We start from the raw sequence: 21028 nt of genomic DNA, 5'->3' as shown, positions 1-21028 counted from the left end.
AATTTACATGAAAAAAATGGTTAAAGCCTTACTGGGAATTTTATTTATATCTCAAGGTGCACTTGCAGCCGTTTCATTAGACCACTCAAGGGTAATATTTACCCAAGGTGATAAAAGCCAAAGTGTAAGTGCTTATAACACTGCAAACAAAAAATACCTACTTCAGAGCTTAGTTTTTTCTGATCTAAGTAACGAAAATGAGCCAAGTCACAATTTTACGGTTATTCCGCCTATCGTGACGCTGAAAGAAAACTCGAGTAATGCATTAAAAATTTTACCGAAAGGATTAAACGAACTGCCAAATGATAGAGAATCGTTGTTTTACTTGATGGTTAACTTCATACCCGAAACCAAAAAAAATAATAATGACGAAAGTAGCCAAATAAACACAAAGTTTAACTTATCAACGAAAATAGTTATCAAAATGTTTTACCGTCCAAATGGTATTAACGGGAATGTAAAAGATTACATTAACGAACTAACTGCTAAGCAGTCAGGAGACAGAATTATTATCAATAACCCATCTCCTTACTATTATACGTTTGTTAATATCAAAATGGATAAACAACCCTATATCAGTGATAGAGCCCCTATGGTGGCCCCTTTTTCTACATTTGAAATACCAACAACAAAAAAGGTTTCAAAATTAGAGTGGGACATTATTAATGACTATGGTGGTGAAACAAAATTAAAGTCAGTAACATTAAATGGTACTCACAAATGATAAAAAATAAATTACTGGTTTTGTTTTTTTTATGCTTATGCCTCCCTGTAGTCGCATTAGCAAACACCCCGACAGGCTTCGACTTTCTCCTAAAAAGATATGTTTATAATGAAAGTGATGCGGGTGGTATCAGCATCGATATGACAAACGGAAACGATAAAAATTATTTAATGGAAGCTTGGATAGCAAATGTTGATGAAGAAACTTTGCTACCGAAAGAGAAAAAAGATGCAGAAACAGTTCCTTTTATCATTTTGCCTCCATTAAAAAATATGGGTCCGGGTTCACAACACTCCTGGAATATACGCCGTACTGGAATGAAAATTAATGGCATTGATATGCCAAAAGATAGGGAAAGTCTTTTTTGGATTGGCATTAGAGCGATCCCAAGTGAAGATAAAACAAAAGAAGAAAATAGCGTTCAATTAAATATTATACCTAATTTCTACTTTAAATTACTTTACCGCCCTAAAGAAATTGAAAATTTAAAAACCAGTGATTTAGCAAAGAAAGTTAAAATCACAAGAAATAATACGCGACTAAAAATAGAGAACCCAACACCTTTTTATTTGACATTCGATTATTTAAAAGTCGCTGGAAATGAAATTAAAAATGGTGAAAGGGAAATAACATTAACACCTTTTTCTACGAAAGAAGTTACGCTAAAAAATAGTAACGTCGGGAAAATTGAGTGGCGATTTACAGATGAATATTTGATGGAGCTAAGTAAAGAATCATCAAATTAAATCTTATGTTGGAACATTATTAACTATAACGATTGACGATAAATGGTGATGTTGTGAAAGGGATGAAAATTAAAATAATAGCATTAGAGGTTTTTGCATGTTGTTATGCAATGATCCCTACTTTTGCACACGCTGAATCTTACTTTGACCCAGGCCTACTCATGCATGGTAGCGGTATTGATGTCTCGCAAATCAATTTAAATGATTTTATGCAAGACAACACGCTGACACCGGGTGATTATGAAGTCAACGTCAATGTCAATATGATCCCTTCTGGGGAATTTAATATCACGTTCATTAAAGGTGAAAACGATAAAGTTTCTCCGACATTCACTATCAGTGACTTAAAAAAACTCGGCGTCAATATATCTGCGGTACCCAAATTAAGAGGGTTAGCGGATGATTTTGTTATCACAAACGTAACTGACTATATTACGGATGCTTCCGCTATATTTGATGCTCAAACGTTAACGGTGAGTTTGTCAATCCCACAAATTGCAATGGTGCCTAACTTTACAGGCTATGTTCCGCCCGATGCACGTGATGATGGTGTAACTGCTTTAATTATGGATTATGTCCTAAATTACAGTAACAACCGCCAACTAAGCCAATATTATCAAAAAGCTGGGACATCTAACTCTATTTTTGCCAATATCAATGCGGGGATTAACTTCGATGCATGGCGGCTAAGAACCAGCTATTTGTATAGTTATAATAAAAATAGTGATTCATCAAGCGACACTGATTCTGACTTTTCAAATACCTATGTATATAGAACAATTAATGCGATTAAATCGACCTTAAAAGCGGGTGAAATTTCATCAGGTGGTACGATTTTTGACTCCATTCCGATGAAAGGTGCCAGTCTAAAATCAAACCCGAACCTGAATCCGAATAATATGCAAGGTTATGCCCCTATCGTAGAGGGCTTTGCAAACTCAAATGCGACTGTAACCGTTCGTCAGAATGGTAGCGTTGTATATCAAACATTTGTGGCACCGGGTCGCTTCTTGATCAGAGATATTCCGGCAAGTGGTTTGGCTGGCGACATGGAAGTTACCATTGAAGAAGAAAATGGTAAGCAAACTGTTTATACCCAAGCTTATTCATCATTACCAATGATGGAAAGACAAGGAATGTATAACTACGAAATAGTCGCAGGTCGTTATAATGGTGGGATTACCACAGATTCAAAAAAGAAAACATTTACCTTAGGAACATTTAGTGTTGGCTTACCTTACAACATTACGACCTATGGCGGCTTATTAGTTTCCAATGGATATAATTCTATTGTTGGCGGTGTGGGGCTTTCATTAGGCATACTGGGTGCATTATCTACGGACATTACCCACTCTGACGCCAAATTTTCAAACCAACGCTTAAAAGGACAATCTTATCGTATACGTTATTCAAAAAGCTTACTGTCAACAGGCACCTCTTTTGACTTAACGGCACTACGCTATACCACAGAGGATTTCTATTCATTTTCTGATTACAACAACGCAGGTTACGATATTAAAGATGGGTTAGCCCCATGGACAGGCTCAAGGCAACGTTACAGTTTCCAAACGTCTATCAGCCAATCCTTTGATTCTTATGGTTCTTTATCATTAAGAGCGGCAAAAAATACCTATTGGGGTGGTCAGAGTTCCAATACGTCTGTTGGCCTGTCATACAACAATAACTATAAAGGTGTATCTTATAGCCTGAGTTATATGGTTGACCGAGTGAAAAGCTACAACAACTCGTGGCCAGAAAACCGTGTTGTTTCTTTAGATATTTCGGTGCCACTAAGATTACTCACCAATAGTGAAATGGCTCAATCGATGAGTGCACGCTATGGTATCAGTGTTGATAATCATGGCGAAACACGCAATCAAGCAGGTTTAACCGGTACAGCACTGGAAAATAAATTTAGTTATGGCTTATACCAAAATTACAATAGCCAAGGTAGCAACTACGGCGGTAGTGCAAATGCTACATACTCCGCTGATAACTCGACATTATCAGCAGGATATAGTTACTCTGATTCGAATAGAACAATGAATGCCAGTATGAGTGGCGGAATGCTTGTCCACTCTGATGGTGTCTCATTGTCACCTAATATCGGTGATACCATTGCAATTATCACCGCAGATGGAGCCAAAGGCGCTGAACTCACAACAGGTGCGAAATTTGACCGCTTTGGTAACGCAGTGATCCCGCAGTTAGCCAGCAATACTGCCAACCAAATATCGGTCAATGTGAATACACTTCCTGATGATATTACCTTTAAAGATACCTCTATGATGGTGTACCCAACAGAAGGTGCCATCATCAAACGTCACTTTAAAACTAAAATTGGTTATCAAGCCATCATCAATATTAGTTCGGCAGGCAAAATGCCGCCATTTGGGGCAATAGCTACTCTCGTTTCCACTGACAAGGACGATGATATCAATACAGGCATTGTTGGTTCTAACAACCAACTCTATATGAGCGGGTTGCCTGATTCAGGGAAAATTAATATTAAGTGGGGAAGCCAAGATGGACAATGTTCAATTAATTACGCTTCCTTGGAAAGTATTGTGGTAACAGCGGACTCGCCTGTTAGAACACTGACAACTGAGTGCAAATAATAAGTGCTGATTGTCTACTGTAAAATTGACAAATAAGAGAATCACAATGAAAAAATTAACATCCTATTTTTCATTTTCACAAAGTATCCCATTATTTGCACTATTATTTGGTGCGATGTCCTCATCATTGGCTGCGGACAAATTGACCGTCCGTGCAGGGCAAACAGGCTATTTGGGAGAGCTTTACCCTTCAGCAAGGTCTGCCTACCTTGATTACCATCCAAAATATCATTTTGAGGAGGAAGGACCGTTAACTAACCCTAATATTAACTATCCTACTCTACCTGACCGTGACATTTATTTAAACTTTTATACGGTAAAAAACAACTGGATTCTTTCTAACTTTCCTAAATATAATGGCGCACCTGGAATTCGACTAATTAATGAAAATGACCCGAACAAAATTATCATACTACTGCTTAATGGAACGGTCAGTGCGTCTTTTTATAGATGGAATTATACGAGAGATAATAGAAGCGCGACGATTAGCAAATCAAGGACAATCTCGGGTAACCTTTACCAAACCGATTCTTTGGGGTGGTATATAGAAACAAACACAAGCCCCATCCCAAATTACTTTATTGCTGATAGCAGAAACCGAACAGGCTACATCCGCGCTGATATTACCAGCTTTTCTGCATATGCCAGTACTGAAAGTGGTGGAGAAGGCACAATAACCAAAGGGCGCTATAAGTTATCGACAAACGAAGAATTAAGGTTTGGTAGAGCATCGATGTATTCCTATATGGGTTCATATAGCTCAAAAACAAAATTATTAGATGATAATACACTCAGTATTGAAGCCCTCGATTCGTGCGTTGTAACACCAATGACAGCCACTAATATCGTTTTTAATAATCAATTAGCGGGTAATAAAACTAACCAATTACTCGAAACACGCCCTGCCACAATGTCGATAAATTGTGTCACAACAGGTAAGCTTTTGATGGTGTTATCGGCGAACCAACAACTACACGGGCAAACGGCTGAAGGGACAACGAGTGGTACCAACTTGGCGGGAATGGCTTTAGATTCTACGTCAGGTAACTCCAGTGACTCAACTCAGCGCCCTTATATTGTCACATCTAAAGTTCCTCCTAAATCAGATATCTGTAGAAGGGGGCATAGTGATGCGCTTGTATATTATGACCGCATCAAGCTAGGGGATATTACCACCACTAACTTACGCCAGAATCTGTACTTTAACCTCTGCCAAAACGGAAATGTCAAAGCTGGCGGTTATCGAGGTAGCATTGACGTATCATTCTATCTTGAATAATCCCTATTCATTGTTCTCGATTTAGTATTTATATTAATTAGTTAGCTCATTAATGTTTTTATTAATGAGCTTTTTTGTCATAGGGAAACTAGCCAGAAACCACTACTTTTTTTGCTGATTTTTCAGCCAGTTCTAACGCTTTTTCGATTGAATCTGCAATCGCTAACACAACACCTAATCTACGGGTTCCCGCAATTTCGGGTTTACCAAATAAACGTAACTGAATATCAGAACCGAACGCATCTTTAACATGAGAAAACACCATATTGCGGCTATGAAGTTCAGGCAAAATAACGGCTGAAGCACTTGGCCCATATTGACGAATTTGACCAATTGGAAAACCTAAAAAAGCACGTACATGTAGAGCAAACTCAGATAGATTTTGCGAAATCAGAGTGACCATCCCCGTATCATGGGGACGCGGGGAAACCTCATTAAAAATGATATCATCACCACACACAAATAATTCAACGCCGAATACCCCATAACCACCTAATGCAGTTACGATTTTCGCAGCAACATCTTGCGCTTTTTCCAACGCTTTTTCGCTCATAACTTGAGGCTGCCAAGACTCACGATAATCGCCTTTTTCTTGGCGGTGACCGACAGGGGAACAAAAGTGGATCCCATCTACCGCACTAACCGTTAACATGGTAATTTCAAAATCAAAATTCACCATTTTCTCAACAATGACTCGCCCTTGCCCTGTGCGCCCGCCTTCTTGAGAGTAATTCCATGCTTTTTCCAAATCGTCATATGAATGAATAACACTTTGCCCTTTCCCTGACGAACTCATGACAGGTTTAACAATACAGGGAAAACCTATTTTTTTTGCAGCATCAATAAAATCTGACTGGCTCTCAACAAAATAATATTCGGACGTTGGTAAACCTAATGTTTCAGCAGCAAGTCGGCGAATACCTTCCCTATCCATTGTTAGGAAAACCGCTTTTGCGCAAGGGACAACCTTTTGCCCACGTTCTTCTAATTCAACTAACGTTTTCGTCGCAATCGCTTCTATTTCGGGCACGATAAAATCAGGCTTTTCTGTTGCAACGACACGTTTCAGTGCATCACCATCCAACATATTGAGCACATAACTACGATGAGCGACGTGCATAGCCGGTGCATTCTCATAGCGATCCACCGCAATGACTTCAATACCAAGGCGTTGGCATTCAATAGCAACTTCCTTACCCAACTCCCCCGCCCCCAGTAACATAACTTTCGTTGCAGATGCACAAAGTGCAGTACCTAACTGTTCCATGATGAATGACCTTCTATGCCAAATAATAGCGAAGATTATATAAGCAAACGTTTGCTTTTTCTATTCACGAAATAAAAAAGCCACGAGATAAATCGTAGCTATTTGAAATAAATGAAATATTATCTAATTATGTGGTGTTTCATCTCGCCCTGTTATATAAGGATCTTTTTGGGAAAATTTAGCGTATTGCTTATGCAGCAAAGCCAAAATACAAAATAACAAACCAATCCAAATTAGTGAAAAACTAATCCCTTTTACCCAATCAAATAATTCATTAAACAAGAATACGGCGAGTAAAAATTGAATAGTTGGCTCTATATATTGAGCCAAACCAATGACAGTGAGTGATGTACGCTTAATCGCCGCAGTAAAAAACAGCAGGGGAATAATAGTGACTGGCGCGGCTAATATATACAAAGTGCGCAGTTGCCAATCACCATCTGCCAATGCACTTAACCCTTTTGCCGATAGCCACCAGGTGATCCCTATTGCAACGGGCAACAGCCATAATGCCTCTAAAAACAGTGAGGTAATAACATCAAACCGAATAAATTTACGGATCAATCCATATATCGCAAATGCACTTCCCATCACTAACGCTAAAATGGGTAGTTCACCATACTGCCAGATTTGATACCCCACTCCAGCACAAATAAAAATGACGGCCATCTTTTCGGCAAAAACTAATCTTTCACGTAAAAAAATAACGCCCAATAAAATGGAAAATAATGGATTGATAAAATAACCTAAACTTGCCGCTAATACCTGCCCATGGGTGAGTGCATACGTAAATGTCGTCCAAGAAATAGCCATAATGGAAGAACTAAAAAGACACAGAATAATTGATTTTTTATCCGCCCAAACGTTTTTCCATATTGTTTTATTTTTCATCACTATACGAATTAAAAACAGTAATGGGATAGACCAAATAAGGCGTTGGGCTAGTAGTTCTAGAGGCTCAGCTTCAGGGAGTAGGCGATAAAATAGAGGGGTTATCCCCCATAAAATATAGGAAAAAATAGCCAGAGCCACACCTGAACGCAGCAACATCATATAACCTACAATAAAATCTAATAAAGTAAAATTAGCTTTATATCATACGCCAATATAGTAAAAATAAAATGTCACAAGAACTCATTATAAGTTTAATAATTTCAAATTATATGCAAATAAAAAATAGCGAACTCCGCCACTTTTTATTTGCATTTTGTCCCTTGCCACTAAAAGGCTGTTTTTTGATGTAACGGCGGCTGCTGTTGCATAAATTCCGCCAACTCTTGTGCTGTTGGCGCAGCTGCAATAGCGCCTTTTTTTGTTGTCGCTAATGCACCACAAGCTGTTGCCTGAGAAACAATTTTTATCAAGTTATCTTTTGCATTGCTCATACCATACTGATTAATCGCCGCCAACAAGCCTGCCATAAAAGCATCTCCAGCGCCCGTTGTATCAATGCTGTCAACTAAGTAAGCACTTAGCGCAAAATTATGTTCACGGGTAAGCACCCTACACCCTTGAGAACCTTGTGTCACAACTTTAAGCTGCGCGGGGTAACTTCGTAGTTTGTCTATCGCTTTATCAAATAGACTTTCATGGGTTAACCAAAGCAATTCATCATCAGATAGTTTCAAAATATCAGCCTGTTTGGCGAAAGTATCTACCACTTGGTGCATTTCTTCATGATCCTCCCACATTTGAGGACGAATATTGACATCAAAACTTAACAGTCCCCCTGCCTGCTTGACCTGAATTATTGCCTCTGTTAAAGAAGCGCGACATATTGGATGGACAAGTGCCAGTGAGCAAAAATGTAAAATATCTTGGCCAAACTGCGGTAAAGTTCTTGAGCTTAAAAATTGATCTGCACAAGGCGAAACCAAAAACGCAAACTCCCGTTCACCATTTTCATGTAATGAAACTAATACTGTACTTGTTCGATACTCTTCATCAAATTCCATCGTTTGCGTATCAACACCAAGGTCAAATAAGGTTTTTTGCAAAAAATGACCAAATGTATCTTCACCAACTCTGCCAATAAACCCACTGGGATAACCAAGTCGAGCCACCCCTGCTGCCACATTAACCGGTGCGCCCCCCGCACAAGCTTGATACTGCATATTTTCTAATGGGATCAGATCAATAACAGCATCACCCAACGCCCAGATTTTCATCTTTTCTCCTTTTTCATGGTAAATCACGAAAATTTAAGCTAGCAAACTTTCATTGTTAACGTTAACATAAAGTATAAAATGATTGATTAGAAAACGCACGCGTTATCTCACACCATTTATCCATTTCAGATTTGTTAGCAACATAATCAAGGATCTATCATGGAAAAACAGATTAAACGAGCAAATCAAGCTATTGAAAATACGTTAAAAACACGAAATTCCCGGTTTTACCCATATTTCCATTTAGCCCCACAAGCAGGTTGGATGAATGACCCTAACGGCCTAATTTATCATCAAGGTCTATACCATGCCTTTTACCAACATCACCCCTACAGTTCACAGTGGGGTCCAATGCATTGGGGACATGCGACAAGTACTGATATGGTGCATTGGCAACATCAATCCATTGCCCTTGCGCCAAGTGAAGATTATGACCGAGATGGCTGTTTTTCAGGCTCAGCCGTCAGCCACGACGGTAAACTGTATTTGTTTTACACCGGTCATATTTGGTTAGCAGATGAAGGTGACGACAGTCAGATCCAACAATCACAGTGCTTAGCAGTGAGTGATGATGGCATTCATTTTGTGAAAAAAGGGGTTGTGCTTCCCGCACCTAAAGGATATATGCATTTTCGCGATCCTAAAGTATGGCAACAAGATGGTAAATGGTGGATGGTTGTTGGCGCTAGGGATACTTTTGATCAAGGGCAAATTTTGTTATTTAATACAACGGATTTGTTCCACTGGGATCCTCACTTTCAGGTGCTCGCAAAAACAGATGACAAAGATGTCTATATGTGGGAGTGCCCTGATTTCTTCCCACTTGATGGTCACTTTATCGCTTTATTTTCTCCTCAAGGAAAAAAAGCAAACAATTTCCAATACCGCAACCTTTATCAAAATGGTTACTTAGTTGGAAATTGGTCTTCCAATTCATCTTATGAAATTACACAACCATTTAGTGAGTTAGATTTCGGGCAAGACTTTTATGCGCCTCAAACTTTTTTAGCAAAAGATGGACGACGCATTGCTATTGCATGGATGGATATGTGGGAAAGTCATATGCCTTCGAGTAAACATGGATGGTCAGGCTGTTTTACATTACCAAGAGAACTTAGCTTATCAAAACAAGGCAAAATTATTGCTAAGCCAATCCGTGAATTAGAGTCATTGCGGCAATCAGCGACCCATTTTACAGAAACGTATTTGCCCAAAAACACCACACTTTTACTTAATAAGCATGTAACCGCTTGTGAAATAGAGCTCATTTGGGATTTAAAGCAAAGTATTTTGGCTGAAAAATTTGGCTTCTGGATTGGAAATGGCCTGCAATTCTATATTGATAATCAAAGCCAACAGTTAACATTGATGCGCCACTATCCTGAATATGTAATTAGTGATAGCCGTAGTACGCCTTTACCACAAACTGAACAACTAAAAATTCATGCATTTATTGACCAGTCTTGCCTAGAGATTTTCATTAACGATGGCGAAATTAATTTTAGTTGCCGTATTTACCCCGAACAGGAACAAAAGATACTCCAACTATTTACTATTAACCATGCGGCACTATTAAAAAGCGCAATCTATTGGCCTTTGAGTAAAGCAATTGCATAAACAAGCATCTTCAAAAAAATAGTACATACAGTTAAAACGAGCTGCGCTCAAGGAGATCACATGCTACATATTGGGTCTCTTGATGTTGACGCCCTTCTATAATATGAAGCGCAGCTTGTTGCCCTAATTGGTAGTGCGGCAATATCACTGTGCTAAGAGGCGGATAGAATAAGTCACCAACACCAATCATATTATCATATCCCAGTACGGCAATATCACTAGGTATATGTAAACCACGGCCTAATAAAATTTGGTATGCCAAAAAAGCAACGCGATCATTTCCACAAATAATAACATCAAAATCTGGTTGATTATTGTGAAAATGAGAATCGATTATAGCCACAACATCAAGATAATGCTCATCACCCAGTTCAAGATGATATTGCATCAAATCGCTATGCGGTAAATGAGCATTTTTCCAAGCTGCTTCTACGGCTTCTCGTCGAATTTTCCCAGCAAGAGTTTCCTGTGGAATATATAAACACAATGGCTTTCGATAACCTTTCTCAATTAAGCGTTCTACCGCTTTATATTGACCATTAAAATCGTCGGGAATATATGCAGGAAATGATGTGTTTTTATCGATACAGTTTGCTAGAACCAACTGGCTTTGGTGTAAAGACTCAGGAATAGTCACCTCCCGCAGCCCCATTGTGGTAAAAATAATGCCATCAGGACGCTGAGACAATAGTTGCCTAACCGCTCTATCACTATCTTCACTTGACGTTATATTGACAACAAAACTGTTCCAACCATATTGCCTTGCTGTTTGCTCAATCGACAAAATAATTTCAACAGAAAAAGGCGTTGTTGCTGTATCTAAAGCCAATACCCCTACAGTTGAAACCTTAGAGCTTTTTCCTCTAATTTTTCTCGCTGAGAAATCTGGAATGTAGTTGAGTGTATTAATTGCCTGCTGAACTTGCTTGAGCGTATCTGGTTTTAGCAATTCAGGATTATTAATTGCTCGCGAAACTGTCATTAAAGATACATTTGCAAGTCGAGCAACATCTTTTAAGGAAGCCATTAAGTATATTCACTCAGTTAAAAAGGTTGTAATAAATTCTATCATGTCAGATAGAAAAAGCACCTTAACTTCAAAAATCCCCTTATCGGTACTATCACTTACTAAACTTGCATGAAATATACTTATCAGGCTTTTTCTGACTGACTATTTAAGATATTATTGAGCCTGTTTATAAAATTTTCCAACGGATTTACGATCACAAAAAAACTCGTGAAACAAGTAAAAGCACCTAAATTGTTACATGTGGTTAATCGATTCTTACGCATTGACACAAACTTTAACCTTTGTTTCTATTTTTATATTAAATTTAACTAGATGATGTTTTTAATATAAATTAAGGTCAGTAATACATTAATAAAAAGAACAACGATCTGTAGAAAATATTATTGCCCAATTCCGTTGAGCAATATTTATCTACTTATTTTATCAATTTAATATGAATATCAAATCAGTTCAACAGGAGTATGGTGATGAATAACACCATTCACATAATCATAGATAGTGATAATGTCTTTAAGAATAAACTGAAATTAATGATGGAGTCATTTGATTTTGTCTTTAAGTTTTATAATAACGAAGATACATTTATCAGTAATTATACTTACCCCCTGGAAAGTAACGTTAAGGAATGTATTTTATTATTTTTAAACAATAACGAAAATCGTATTAATAGATTAACCAATATAAATAATACCTTTGGTATTGTGCCTTTTATTGTACTTGCTGAAGAGCCTTCAGTTAGCCTATGCAGGGAAAGCTTTAAGTCTGGTGCTTTTGACTTTTTCCCCTTCCCGTTCAAAGATATCGAAATTTTCAATGCAATCAATAGTGCCACTGAGCAGTTTCTAGACCTGCACGAGAGTCACAAGAAATATACTTACCTTTCAGATAAGTTTGATCGTCTATCTGTCAGAGAAAGGGAAATAATGGATATGATTTTAGAAGGTAATACCAGCAAAGAAACGGCTGAAAAGCTTTCATTATCGCCAAGAACAGTTGAAGTACATCGTTCGAACATCTATACAAAATTAGGTATCAAATCACTTCCTCAACTTATTCAAGAATACGAATATATTAATACATACTCTAAAAATATGTAATATATGTTATATGTTTTTACAATATAGTAGTTATTATATCTGATGGTTTCACGTTAAACCATCAGATACCCACATCCGATAAAAACATTAATATATAATAATTTAGAAAATTATAGATTAATATGCTATTAATTCCATAATCCCATCTGTTTTTATAAATAATAATAAATTAAATTACACAGGTAGTATCACAAAAAAACGCACTTAAGTTAATTAATAGTTACAATTGTAATAATTACTATGATTATTTACTCTATTAAATAGAGAAACGTTTTTTATTTTATATCACTAGGTCAGCTATCCACAGGTAAAGAAATCCCTTTAATTTCGCGATATTTATTTTTGTTCACGTCACCGTAAACTAAAAAGATAAGACTGCCATTGACAGACAAAAAGGGAAAATTTAGAGAAGATCCACGCTGCTTTTTATGACTCTTTATCTCATTCTAACCGCTTGTAGTGGTTATTTGTCACAAGTATTGGTCAGTCTTTCACGCTTCAACTATTTTTATGGTGCTCATCCATCTAAGAATATGTCGAAGCGTTTTTTTTACATTTTTTATGTAGATAAATAGCAAATTTTTCTACTTATATTCTTTAATATCAATATGATATTGCTTCAGCTTTCGCCACAGTGTTGTTCTTCCCATATTCAAAACCTGATGCATCTGTTGAATTTTACCTCGACAAGCTTTTGCCACCTCAATAATGAGTGCTTTTTCAACTGACTGGATATTCAGATCGGCAACGCGGGCACCATTAAACTGCACACGTGAAAGTGACGATACATAAGATTGGCATTTCAGCTTTTCACTGGCCTCTCTTGCTAACGATTGAAGAAGAGCAAGCAATATATTGCTATTTATCTGAGAGGTTGATAAAGCGACGATCAACCGCAATTCACCTAATGGCGAATAGACGGGTGCTAAATAATAAAATTTACCGTGCAATTCAATAGGACTAACAAAAAGCCGTTCCTGAGCACTCTGACTCATTTCCCCTAATAGCAAATCAGCTATTTCAAAGTTATCTTGAGCTTTTTGACTTAGCCATAATGTTTCACCTTGAAGACTTAACAAGGAAACATCAGCATCAATTTCATCAAGCGTTGATAATCCAGATAATACGGTATCACGTATTAGCGAAAGGTGAAGCTCATTATCATCTAAATAAGCTGTATTTTCTTTTGTTGCTGTAGTGGTAAATAATAACTGAGCCGACATAATTATCCTTATTCTTCGATAAGAGTTATCTGATTATGTCAACTTGCCATTTAATTTTTATATCCTAGATCAAATTATTCTTTGATAGATTTTTACCATTTGATCTGTATCAATTTTCAATATGAAAACCAAAATAATCCCAAAATGAAACCAAAAAAGCCTACTTATTAAACAACAAGTAGGCCCTAAAAGATACAAACAACTTCTTTTTATTATGCAGTGATGAGCGTTCCCCACAGGTCATATTCATCAGCGTGCTCAACAAGCACTTTAACGATATCCCCAGCTTTTACATCAAACTCCCCATTCAAATACACCATACCGTCAATTTCAGGTGCATCTGCCATGCTACGACCAACGGCCCCTTCATCGTCAACTTCATCAATAATCACCAGAATTTCACGACCGATTTTATCTTGCAGTCGCTGGGTTGAAATTTGCTGTTGTAATTGCATAAACCGATGGTAACGCTCTTCTTTTACATCTTCAGGGACTTGATCTGCCAACTCATTGGCTTTTGCTCCCTCCACTGGGCTATATTTAAAACAGCCTACGCGGTCTAATTTCGCCTCAGTTAAGAAATCGAGTAACATTTGGAAGTCTTCTTCCGTTTCCCCCGGAAAGCCAACAATAAAGGTTGAACGCAACGTTAACTCAGGGCAAATTTCGCGCCAACGTTTAATACGCTCTAATGTTCTTTCTACAGCCCCAGGGCGCTTCATCAATTTTAAAATTTTGGGACTTGCATGCTGCAACGGTATATCTAGATACGGTAAAACCTTACCTTGAGCCATCAATGGGATAACATCATCTACATGAGGGTAAGGGTAGACGTAATGTAAACGCACCCAAACGCCCATTGTCGCAAGTTGCTCACACAATCCAACCATACTTGTTTTTACTGGCTGTCCATCCCAAAAACCTGTGCGATGCTTAACATCAACACCGTAAGCAGAGGTATCTTGTGAGATAACCAATAACTCTTTCACACCCGAAGCAACAAGGCGTTTTGCTTCATTTAAAACATCACCAATTGGGCGACTGTCTAAGTCACCGCGCATTGAAGGAATAATGCAGAAAGTGCAACGGTGATTACACCCCTCTGATATCTTTAAGTAAGCATAATGTTTTGGAGTTAACTTAACGCCTTGTTCCGGCACTAAGCTAAAGAATGGGTTGTGTTCTGGTTTAGGGACATAATGATGAACATGGCTTAACACTTGCTCATAGCTATGTGGCCCCGTAATTTCTAAAACTTTCGGATGAACTTCACGAATCTGATTTTCTTTTGCACCAAGACACCCTGTCACAATGACTTTACCGTTTTCGTTTAACGCTTCGCCAATCGCTTCTAACGATTCTTGTACCGCGCTATCGATAAAACCACAGGTATTCACAATGACCAAATCTGCATCATCATAGCTTGGAACGACTTGATAACCATCAGTGCGTAGCTCTGTTAAGATGCGTTCTGAATCCACCAAGTTTTTTGGACATCCGAGTGAAACGAAGCCAATTTTTGGCACCGGATTAGTATTTTGCGACATAACTCACTTCTTTTATTGTTTTAAAAAATGGGCGAAATTTTACCTGAAGAACAAAAGGAATTGTATAAATTTTTGCCGATAAACATGATTTTCATTAAAAGGTTTATGTCTTTCGGATTTTACAGATATAAACCAAAAACTATGGGCGATTTTATTATTCATAGCTACATAATTTAACTTATGTTACCATTTAAATTCACTTAGAAGAATTAATTACAACGACTTATCTTTAAAAAATGAAAAAAAACAAGACAAAAAACAAAAGAAAAAACAAACGTCGAAATAGAAACCACTGTAGCTACAACAGTCTGATTTTTAGCCCTGATAGTCTAAATAGTGACAATAGTATTAACAACAATAGTCAGCCCTGCATCCACTTAGAAACAATCACTTATCCATTACCTAATGAGTTGAAACGTCCTATAGAATCGATCATCGGACATGGCAATCAAACATTTACTTATTTTATATGGCTATTTTGTACTTTGATATATGCATTTACTTCGCTCATTTTATGGAGTGTAATCTCAGAGAAATTTCTTTTTGTCACTATTGAGACCATACTATTCGTTTCATTTTATACCCTACTAAAACGATTAACTAAAACTGTTGGTTATTATTCTATCGATGATAAAGGATTCCGCTATAAGTGTGATTCATATCCAAACAGGAACTTTGAAATACTCTGGGAAAATATTTGCTCTGAATATGTTGTTTATATCGAAAGAAGTCGTAAATATGGGCCTGACTATCTTATTTTTCAATATAAAAATGCCTCAAATGAGAGTGAAGAATATAAATTACCCATCGAGAGCTGGCTTAACTATTCGCCATTCACTCCAGTAGAAAAAAGAAAATTGATGCTTAAAGCAGTGCTTAAAGGACTCGCGAGAATTCCTGATATAAAAATCAACCAAAGTGTATTTACTAAACTCGATATAGACCCAAAAACATTTGAATTTTCACCATCAAAGCGAAGGGCAGAAAACACGTATGGCATTATTTTGACAATCATCATGATAGGTGTTTTATTTATGCTATGGCCATTTTGGGCCACAATTTTACCGCCTTCATGGGCTTTAGTTTTGTTATTAACTTCAACTATTCTTATCGCTATTGGGTTAGTTCTATTCTTTTCTTGGCTTTATCCAGAATTTATAGGCAATATCAGCTATACTCATGATATTGATAAACAATCACCTTAACTGCAGTATTTTCATCACTCGGGTAACCGAGTGAAATAAATCCAACAGTTAAAGCTCGATTTTTATTGTTCATAAATAATATAATTATTATATGGGTTGAATAATTGGCGAAGGATTTTAGCTTTGAAAAAAGCAAAATGTACATCTAGATTCTATGGTCAAGTGAAAAACAAACAGAAGGTACGACTGGTGATAGGCAACTATTTACTGCTACAGCCTTTGCCAAAAGCAATAATTTAGACCAAATTTCTAGAGATAATACTCTTTCTGCTGCCGATACCTTCACTTTTCTTATCCATAGCGGCATTGCCCACTTCCCCTTGATAAACCTAATATTCTCACTTTATTTTTATTGCACATCACCTAAGTTAAATTTACAATGCTTACCAAAAAATATTAGCGTATAGGAAGTACCATGTCATATTTGATCTATTTAAGCTTACAAGGTGATAAGCAAGGTTTAATCTCTACTGGATGTTCATCCAAAGACTCAATTGGAAATCGTTATCAGCTTGGTCATGAAAATGAAATTCAAGTTATTGGTTTAAATCATTCAATGACAAGAACTCAAAACTCATCCCATCATCCAATACAAATCTTAAAACCTATAGATAAGTCATCACCATTGCTCGGTGTTGCATTGAATAACAATGAATTATTCAATGCAGTCTTTTATTTTTATCGGACGAGTGGGCAAGGTGGGTTAGAAAAATTCTATGAGCTAAAACTAACCAAAGCTTCATTAGTTGAAGTTTCTTGCGTTTACCCTAATTCCATTAACAACAATGAATTGATGCCATATGAAAAGCTATTAATGAAGTACGAATCTATATCATGGAGACATTTAATGTCAGGCACAGAGGGCTATTCAATATCTAATGATAACATTTTTTAATTTTAAAAGGTGACCTTTCACCTTTTAAAAAAAAGAATTATTTTACGATAAAACGGAACGATGCAGATGGTAATGAAACTTAATAAAAACCAATGACTTGGAAAAAAAATAATATATATTATGATTATGCTAATAGTAACTATTGTAATCAATATATTACTTAGTAAGTCTTTAAAAAAATAAGATATAAAATCCTTCATTAAATTATCCTACAATCAAATCGACTATTGTAGATACTATATCTTCATCAGTATGCTTTCCATTTACAAGATATAACCCTTTTTCTAACTTAGGTTTTGGGATGAAATACAACATTTCAATTCCCTTACCATAAAGCTTCCAATAAAAATATGGGTCATTCCAACTTAGTTGTTCAGCAGCAATAGCGGCTTGTTCAAACCGACCATAGCCACCGATTGCTGTAAATGCAATATTGGAAACCATTCTAACATTTTTTCTAACAACAGGACTAAATAAAATTATTTGATATAGTGATTCAACTATAGCTTCAATGATAACCATTTTTGTAAGTTTTTTTGTTGCAAGCTTTGCACTATGACCTAACTGTTTAAGTATCTTATCATAAATGCTTTTTACCTCACTTTCACTTTTTTCAATTAATGCTAATTCAATATAAGTATTAACAATATCTTTTATTGGATTGTAATCAAATGAAAATGTTCTAACCGCTGAAATTAACCGACTATCTTGGTTATGTATTACATTATACTCATCATCATCAAAAGCATAAGAGATTGCCCTTCTCATTGACCGATTAAGCCCATCACCTAATGCATCATAAACATCTGCTGCTATTTCCTGGACCCCTGCAATGCCTTTATCCATTGCAATAGCAATCATCTTTTCTTCTTTTGTCAAATTAATAAAATGTTGCTCAATGTAATCCATTCATTAGTACCGGTTAAAATGACTTATGCTAAATTTTATTTTAGCAGAATGATTATAAAACGAAAGAGCTAATATTTTTATGCTATGAGATGAACACAATAATGATATTCAATTAATAATAACATAATTACATTGCCCCCATGCAGAGGGGAAATGACTGAAGCGAATCCACATTGATACGATACATATTTTTATATTGAAGTAATAACAATATGCGTTCAACCTATAGCGACTGACAAAGAAAGTTGCACTTACTTTTAAATATTATTTAAATTCTTACTTACCTAATAAATCGATAGTATTTTTTCATTCGGGCAACCAAGTGAAGCGAAGCCAATTTTTGGCACCGGATTAGTATTTTGCGACAAACTCACTTCTTTTATTGTTTAAAAAAATGGGCAAAATTTTACCTGAAGAACAAAAGGAATTGTATAAATTTTTGCCGATAAACATGATGTTCCGAGCGGAAAATACGTATTGATCCGCTCGGAAGTAAAATAAAATTTAGCGGTTAATAGAGCGTGCAATACGCGCATAAGTATGGCGTACACCACGGATCACAATGCCATAATTCAAGATATTTTCCGGTAGCGCAATACCGTTATATCCAGAATCACCAATATGGTGTAGATCTGTTCCAGCCATTTTACACATTAAAGCAATTTGGCGAATTGTCTGTATATCAGCACCTTCTTGTGACGTGCCAATTGCGGTCATCGTCATCACCCCTTGAGAGTGACAATAAGCAACCATTTTTTGTACAAACTCCAACGAAATTCCTGGCACCGTTCCGGGAGCTGGTAGCAAGATAATATCAGCCCCATTCGCAATAAATGCACGAATATCATCTTCAGTGATCAATTGCTCGGCCGACGCATTTAACACCCCCGCAGCATGCATTTTTCCTGTAATTAGGATCACATCGTTGCCGACAACCGCTTTTAACTCTTTTAAGCTTTGATTGATTTCTTGGTTGGTAACACCATTGCCCGGATTTCCTGTCAGGACAATTATATCTACCCCCATCTCTTTTAATTTCATTGCATTTTTAACTGTTGCAAGTCGCCCTTCAGACATTTTCCACTGCGCATCTTGAGTTGGGTTATTAAACCCTGCGGGGACAGGTTCTAAATTGACACCGATTGCACGCCCCGTTAAATGTTTTAATGTGCGGATAATCTCCTCTGGCGCGGTTCCTTGTGGTAAGCCTTGCATAACAGGTTGATTAACATCGAAAACATTTAATAATAAAATATCAGCACCTTGGCTTGCTGCAAGTTCTGCATTCGTTACCGTCATTAAAACAGGCTGAATAGTGCCAATGGTTTCAGAGACGACTAACCGCCCTTCACTGGCTTTTATCGCTTCTAACAGGTTCTTTTTACTTAAATTTGCAATTTCTGAAGCTGAACAGTCAAGATAACGTTTTTGCATTTGCAGTACCTTTATTTATCAACAAATTTCACTGTAAAATAATATCCTTGAGTGAAATATAGCATGTCAAAAATAATAAACCGATCCACAGTGCACATTATGATGAAGTTATTTTTTAAAGCATAATAACTTTTTCTAACGCTTAGATTTTTCTCAAAAAAATAATTATTTCGCCTATTCTAGGGTTAACTTATCAGAAATAACCTCTTGTAATTCAGTAATAGTAATGATTATCATTACCCCTCTAATTTACATAATGGTAAGGACGTAATAATGAAACTCGCCTATAAAGCTGCCGTTTCGGGTCTCGCGTTGTTTTCAATTTCCGCATTTGCTCAAGAATACCCACTCGGACACCCAGTAATTAAAAATGGAATGGAAATCCAAGGAGTCTATTTACAACCCATTACAATGGATACCGAAGAAGGGCATCATAAAATGGCCCATTTGGCGGCCAGTAAAGCCGATATTCACTTAGAAGCGGACATCCACGCAGTAGAAGATAACCCGAATGGGTTTGCAGAAGGCGATTGGATCCCTTACCTGACCATCGAATACGCTATAACAAAATTAGGGGATAAACCTCAAACACAAACGGGTACATTCATGCCTATGGTGGCTAATGATGGTCCTCACTATGGGGAAAACATCAAGCTCGATGGTAATGGTAAATACCGAGTAACGTATAAAATTTACCCACCGTCACACAATAAAGATGCTGCCTTTGGTCGCCACATTGATAAAGAAACTGGTGTTGCACCTTGGTTCCAACCTTTTGAAGTTTCTTGGGACTTTGACTACGCGGGGGTAGGTCGTAAAGGAAGCTACTAGTTTTATTTATACGGGTTAAGGGCTTGGTGGGAACAATTATCCACTGCAAGCCCTTCTTCTGATTGCGCTAATAACAGGATGACCTGAGCCAACATGAGAACATTACTGAGCTTTTTACTGGTTATCGCGTGCTCTTTCTTGCCTCAATCTGTTTTTGCGGCGGAAAAATACACCGTAGAATTAGAAATGAAAAATGGCGATTTAATTCCACGCGTACTTGAAGTCCCTGCCAAAACAATTATCCGGATTAAAATAACCAATACAGGAACTGAGCCCGCTGAATTTGAAAGTATCCAACTGCGCAAAGAAAAAGTGTTAGCGCCTGGAGCAAGCTCTGTTGTCGTGATTGCGCCTCTTAAACCTGGCACTTATACCTTCTTTGATGACTTCCACCTTTCTAGCCCTAAAGGCGAAATCATAGCGAAATAAAAGGGTTAA

The 21028-nt window shown here is 37.1% G+C and carries 18 protein-coding genes; 10 read left to right on the top strand and 8 right to left on the bottom strand.

Features of this window, described 5'->3' with window-relative positions:
- Positions 1-7 precede the first annotated feature (7 nt).
- From AB6N04_RS01750 to AB6N04_RS01735, 4 genes are all read left to right on the top strand, one after another.
- Entirely contained in the window at positions 8-724 is a 717-nt protein-coding gene (locus tag AB6N04_RS01750; RefSeq protein ID WP_369310209.1) for a molecular chaperone, read from the top strand.
- Entirely contained in the window at positions 721-1470 is a 750-nt protein-coding gene (locus AB6N04_RS01745; RefSeq protein WP_369310208.1) for a molecular chaperone, read from the top strand. The genes AB6N04_RS01750 and AB6N04_RS01745 overlap by 4 nt, the downstream gene beginning before the upstream one ends.
- 62 nt (positions 1471-1532) lie before the next feature.
- Positions 1533-4088: a fimbria/pilus outer membrane usher protein gene (locus AB6N04_RS01740; protein WP_369310207.1), complete on the top strand. Its 2556-nt coding sequence runs from the start codon at positions 1533-1535 to the stop codon at positions 4086-4088.
- A gap of 46 nt (positions 4089-4134) precedes the next feature.
- Positions 4135-5367, top strand: coding sequence for a hypothetical protein (locus tag AB6N04_RS01735; RefSeq protein WP_369310206.1), 1233 nt, complete (start codon positions 4135-4137; stop codon positions 5365-5367).
- Between the two features lie 88 nt (positions 5368-5455).
- On the opposite strand, the gene purT is transcribed toward AB6N04_RS01735, so the two are convergent.
- From purT to AB6N04_RS01720, 3 genes are all read right to left on the bottom strand, one after another.
- On the bottom strand, positions 5456-6634 hold the full coding sequence (purT, locus tag AB6N04_RS01730) for a formate-dependent phosphoribosylglycinamide formyltransferase (protein ID WP_369310205.1): 1179 nt from the start codon (positions 6632-6634) through the stop codon (positions 5456-5458).
- A 123-nt stretch (positions 6635-6757) separates the two neighbouring features.
- The gene (rarD, locus tag AB6N04_RS01725) at positions 6758-7684 is read right to left on the bottom strand and encodes an EamA family transporter RarD (RefSeq protein ID WP_369311930.1); all 927 of its coding nucleotides are present in this window, start codon (positions 7682-7684) and stop codon (positions 6758-6760) included.
- 170 nt (positions 7685-7854) lie between these two features.
- A complete protein-coding gene (locus AB6N04_RS01720) occupies positions 7855-8802 on the bottom strand; it encodes an aminoimidazole riboside kinase (RefSeq protein WP_369310204.1) in 948 nt (315 codons plus the stop codon).
- Positions 8803-8961: 159 nt separating this feature from the next.
- On the opposite strand from AB6N04_RS01720, the gene AB6N04_RS01715 reads away from it, so the two are divergent.
- Positions 8962-10419 (top strand): glycoside hydrolase family 32 protein, encoded by a 1458-nt coding sequence (locus AB6N04_RS01715; protein WP_369310203.1) that lies wholly within the window; start codon positions 8962-8964, stop codon positions 10417-10419.
- A gap of 31 nt (positions 10420-10450) precedes the next feature.
- Here the strand turns inward: AB6N04_RS01715 and AB6N04_RS01710 are convergent, their stop codons facing one another.
- Positions 10451-11446 (bottom strand): LacI family DNA-binding transcriptional regulator, encoded by a 996-nt coding sequence (locus AB6N04_RS01710; RefSeq protein WP_369310202.1) that lies wholly within the window; start codon positions 11444-11446, stop codon positions 10451-10453.
- A gap of 470 nt (positions 11447-11916) precedes the next feature.
- Here AB6N04_RS01710 and AB6N04_RS01705 point away from each other — a divergent pair, with 470 nt between their 5' ends.
- Complete coding sequence (locus AB6N04_RS01705; RefSeq protein ID WP_369310201.1) at positions 11917-12546, top strand: response regulator transcription factor; 630 nt, start codon at positions 11917-11919, stop codon at positions 12544-12546.
- 584 nt (positions 12547-13130) lie between these two features.
- Here AB6N04_RS01705 and AB6N04_RS01700 read toward each other — a convergent pair.
- Positions 13131-13769: a helix-turn-helix domain-containing protein gene (locus tag AB6N04_RS01700; RefSeq protein WP_369310200.1), complete on the bottom strand. Its 639-nt coding sequence runs from the start codon at positions 13767-13769 to the stop codon at positions 13131-13133.
- A 212-nt stretch (positions 13770-13981) separates the two neighbouring features.
- Positions 13982-15316 carry a 30S ribosomal protein S12 methylthiotransferase RimO gene (gene rimO, locus AB6N04_RS01695; RefSeq protein ID WP_369310199.1) on the bottom strand — a complete coding sequence of 445 codons (1335 nt, stop codon included), beginning with the start codon at positions 15314-15316 and terminating at the stop codon, positions 13982-13984.
- Positions 15317-15552: 236 nt separating this feature from the next.
- On the opposite strand from rimO, the gene AB6N04_RS01690 reads away from it, so the two are divergent.
- Both AB6N04_RS01690 and AB6N04_RS01685 read left to right on the top strand, forming a co-directional pair.
- The gene (locus tag AB6N04_RS01690) at positions 15553-16521 is read left to right on the top strand and encodes a hypothetical protein (RefSeq protein WP_369310198.1); all 969 of its coding nucleotides are present in this window, start codon (positions 15553-15555) and stop codon (positions 16519-16521) included.
- A gap of 415 nt (positions 16522-16936) precedes the next feature.
- Positions 16937-17416 carry an Hcp family type VI secretion system effector gene (locus tag AB6N04_RS01685; RefSeq protein ID WP_369310197.1) on the top strand — a complete coding sequence of 160 codons (480 nt, stop codon included), beginning with the start codon at positions 16937-16939 and terminating at the stop codon, positions 17414-17416.
- Positions 17417-17620: 204 nt separating this feature from the next.
- On the opposite strand, the gene AB6N04_RS01680 is transcribed toward AB6N04_RS01685, so the two are convergent.
- The gene (locus AB6N04_RS01680; RefSeq protein ID WP_369310196.1) at positions 17621-18325 is read right to left on the bottom strand and encodes a hypothetical protein; all 705 of its coding nucleotides are present in this window, start codon (positions 18323-18325) and stop codon (positions 17621-17623) included.
- A 504-nt stretch (positions 18326-18829) separates the two neighbouring features.
- Positions 18830-19759, bottom strand: a complete 930-nt coding sequence (locus AB6N04_RS01675; RefSeq protein WP_369310195.1) for a haloacid dehalogenase-like hydrolase — start codon at positions 19757-19759, stop codon at positions 18830-18832.
- Positions 19760-20032: 273 nt separating this feature from the next.
- On the opposite strand from AB6N04_RS01675, the gene AB6N04_RS01670 reads away from it, so the two are divergent.
- Entirely contained in the window at positions 20033-20590 is a 558-nt protein-coding gene (locus AB6N04_RS01670) for an iron transporter (protein WP_369310194.1), read from the top strand.
- Between the two features lie 93 nt (positions 20591-20683).
- The gene (locus AB6N04_RS01665) at positions 20684-21019 is read left to right on the top strand and encodes a cupredoxin domain-containing protein (protein ID WP_369310193.1); all 336 of its coding nucleotides are present in this window, start codon (positions 20684-20686) and stop codon (positions 21017-21019) included.
- Positions 21020-21028 lie beyond the last annotated feature (9 nt).

Origin of the sequence: Providencia rettgeri, assembly GCF_041075285.1 — a bacterium.
GTDB classification, from domain to species: Bacteria; Pseudomonadota; Gammaproteobacteria; order Enterobacterales; family Enterobacteriaceae; genus Providencia; species Providencia rettgeri_G.
This window is presented reverse-complemented; position numbering and strand designations above follow the sequence as displayed.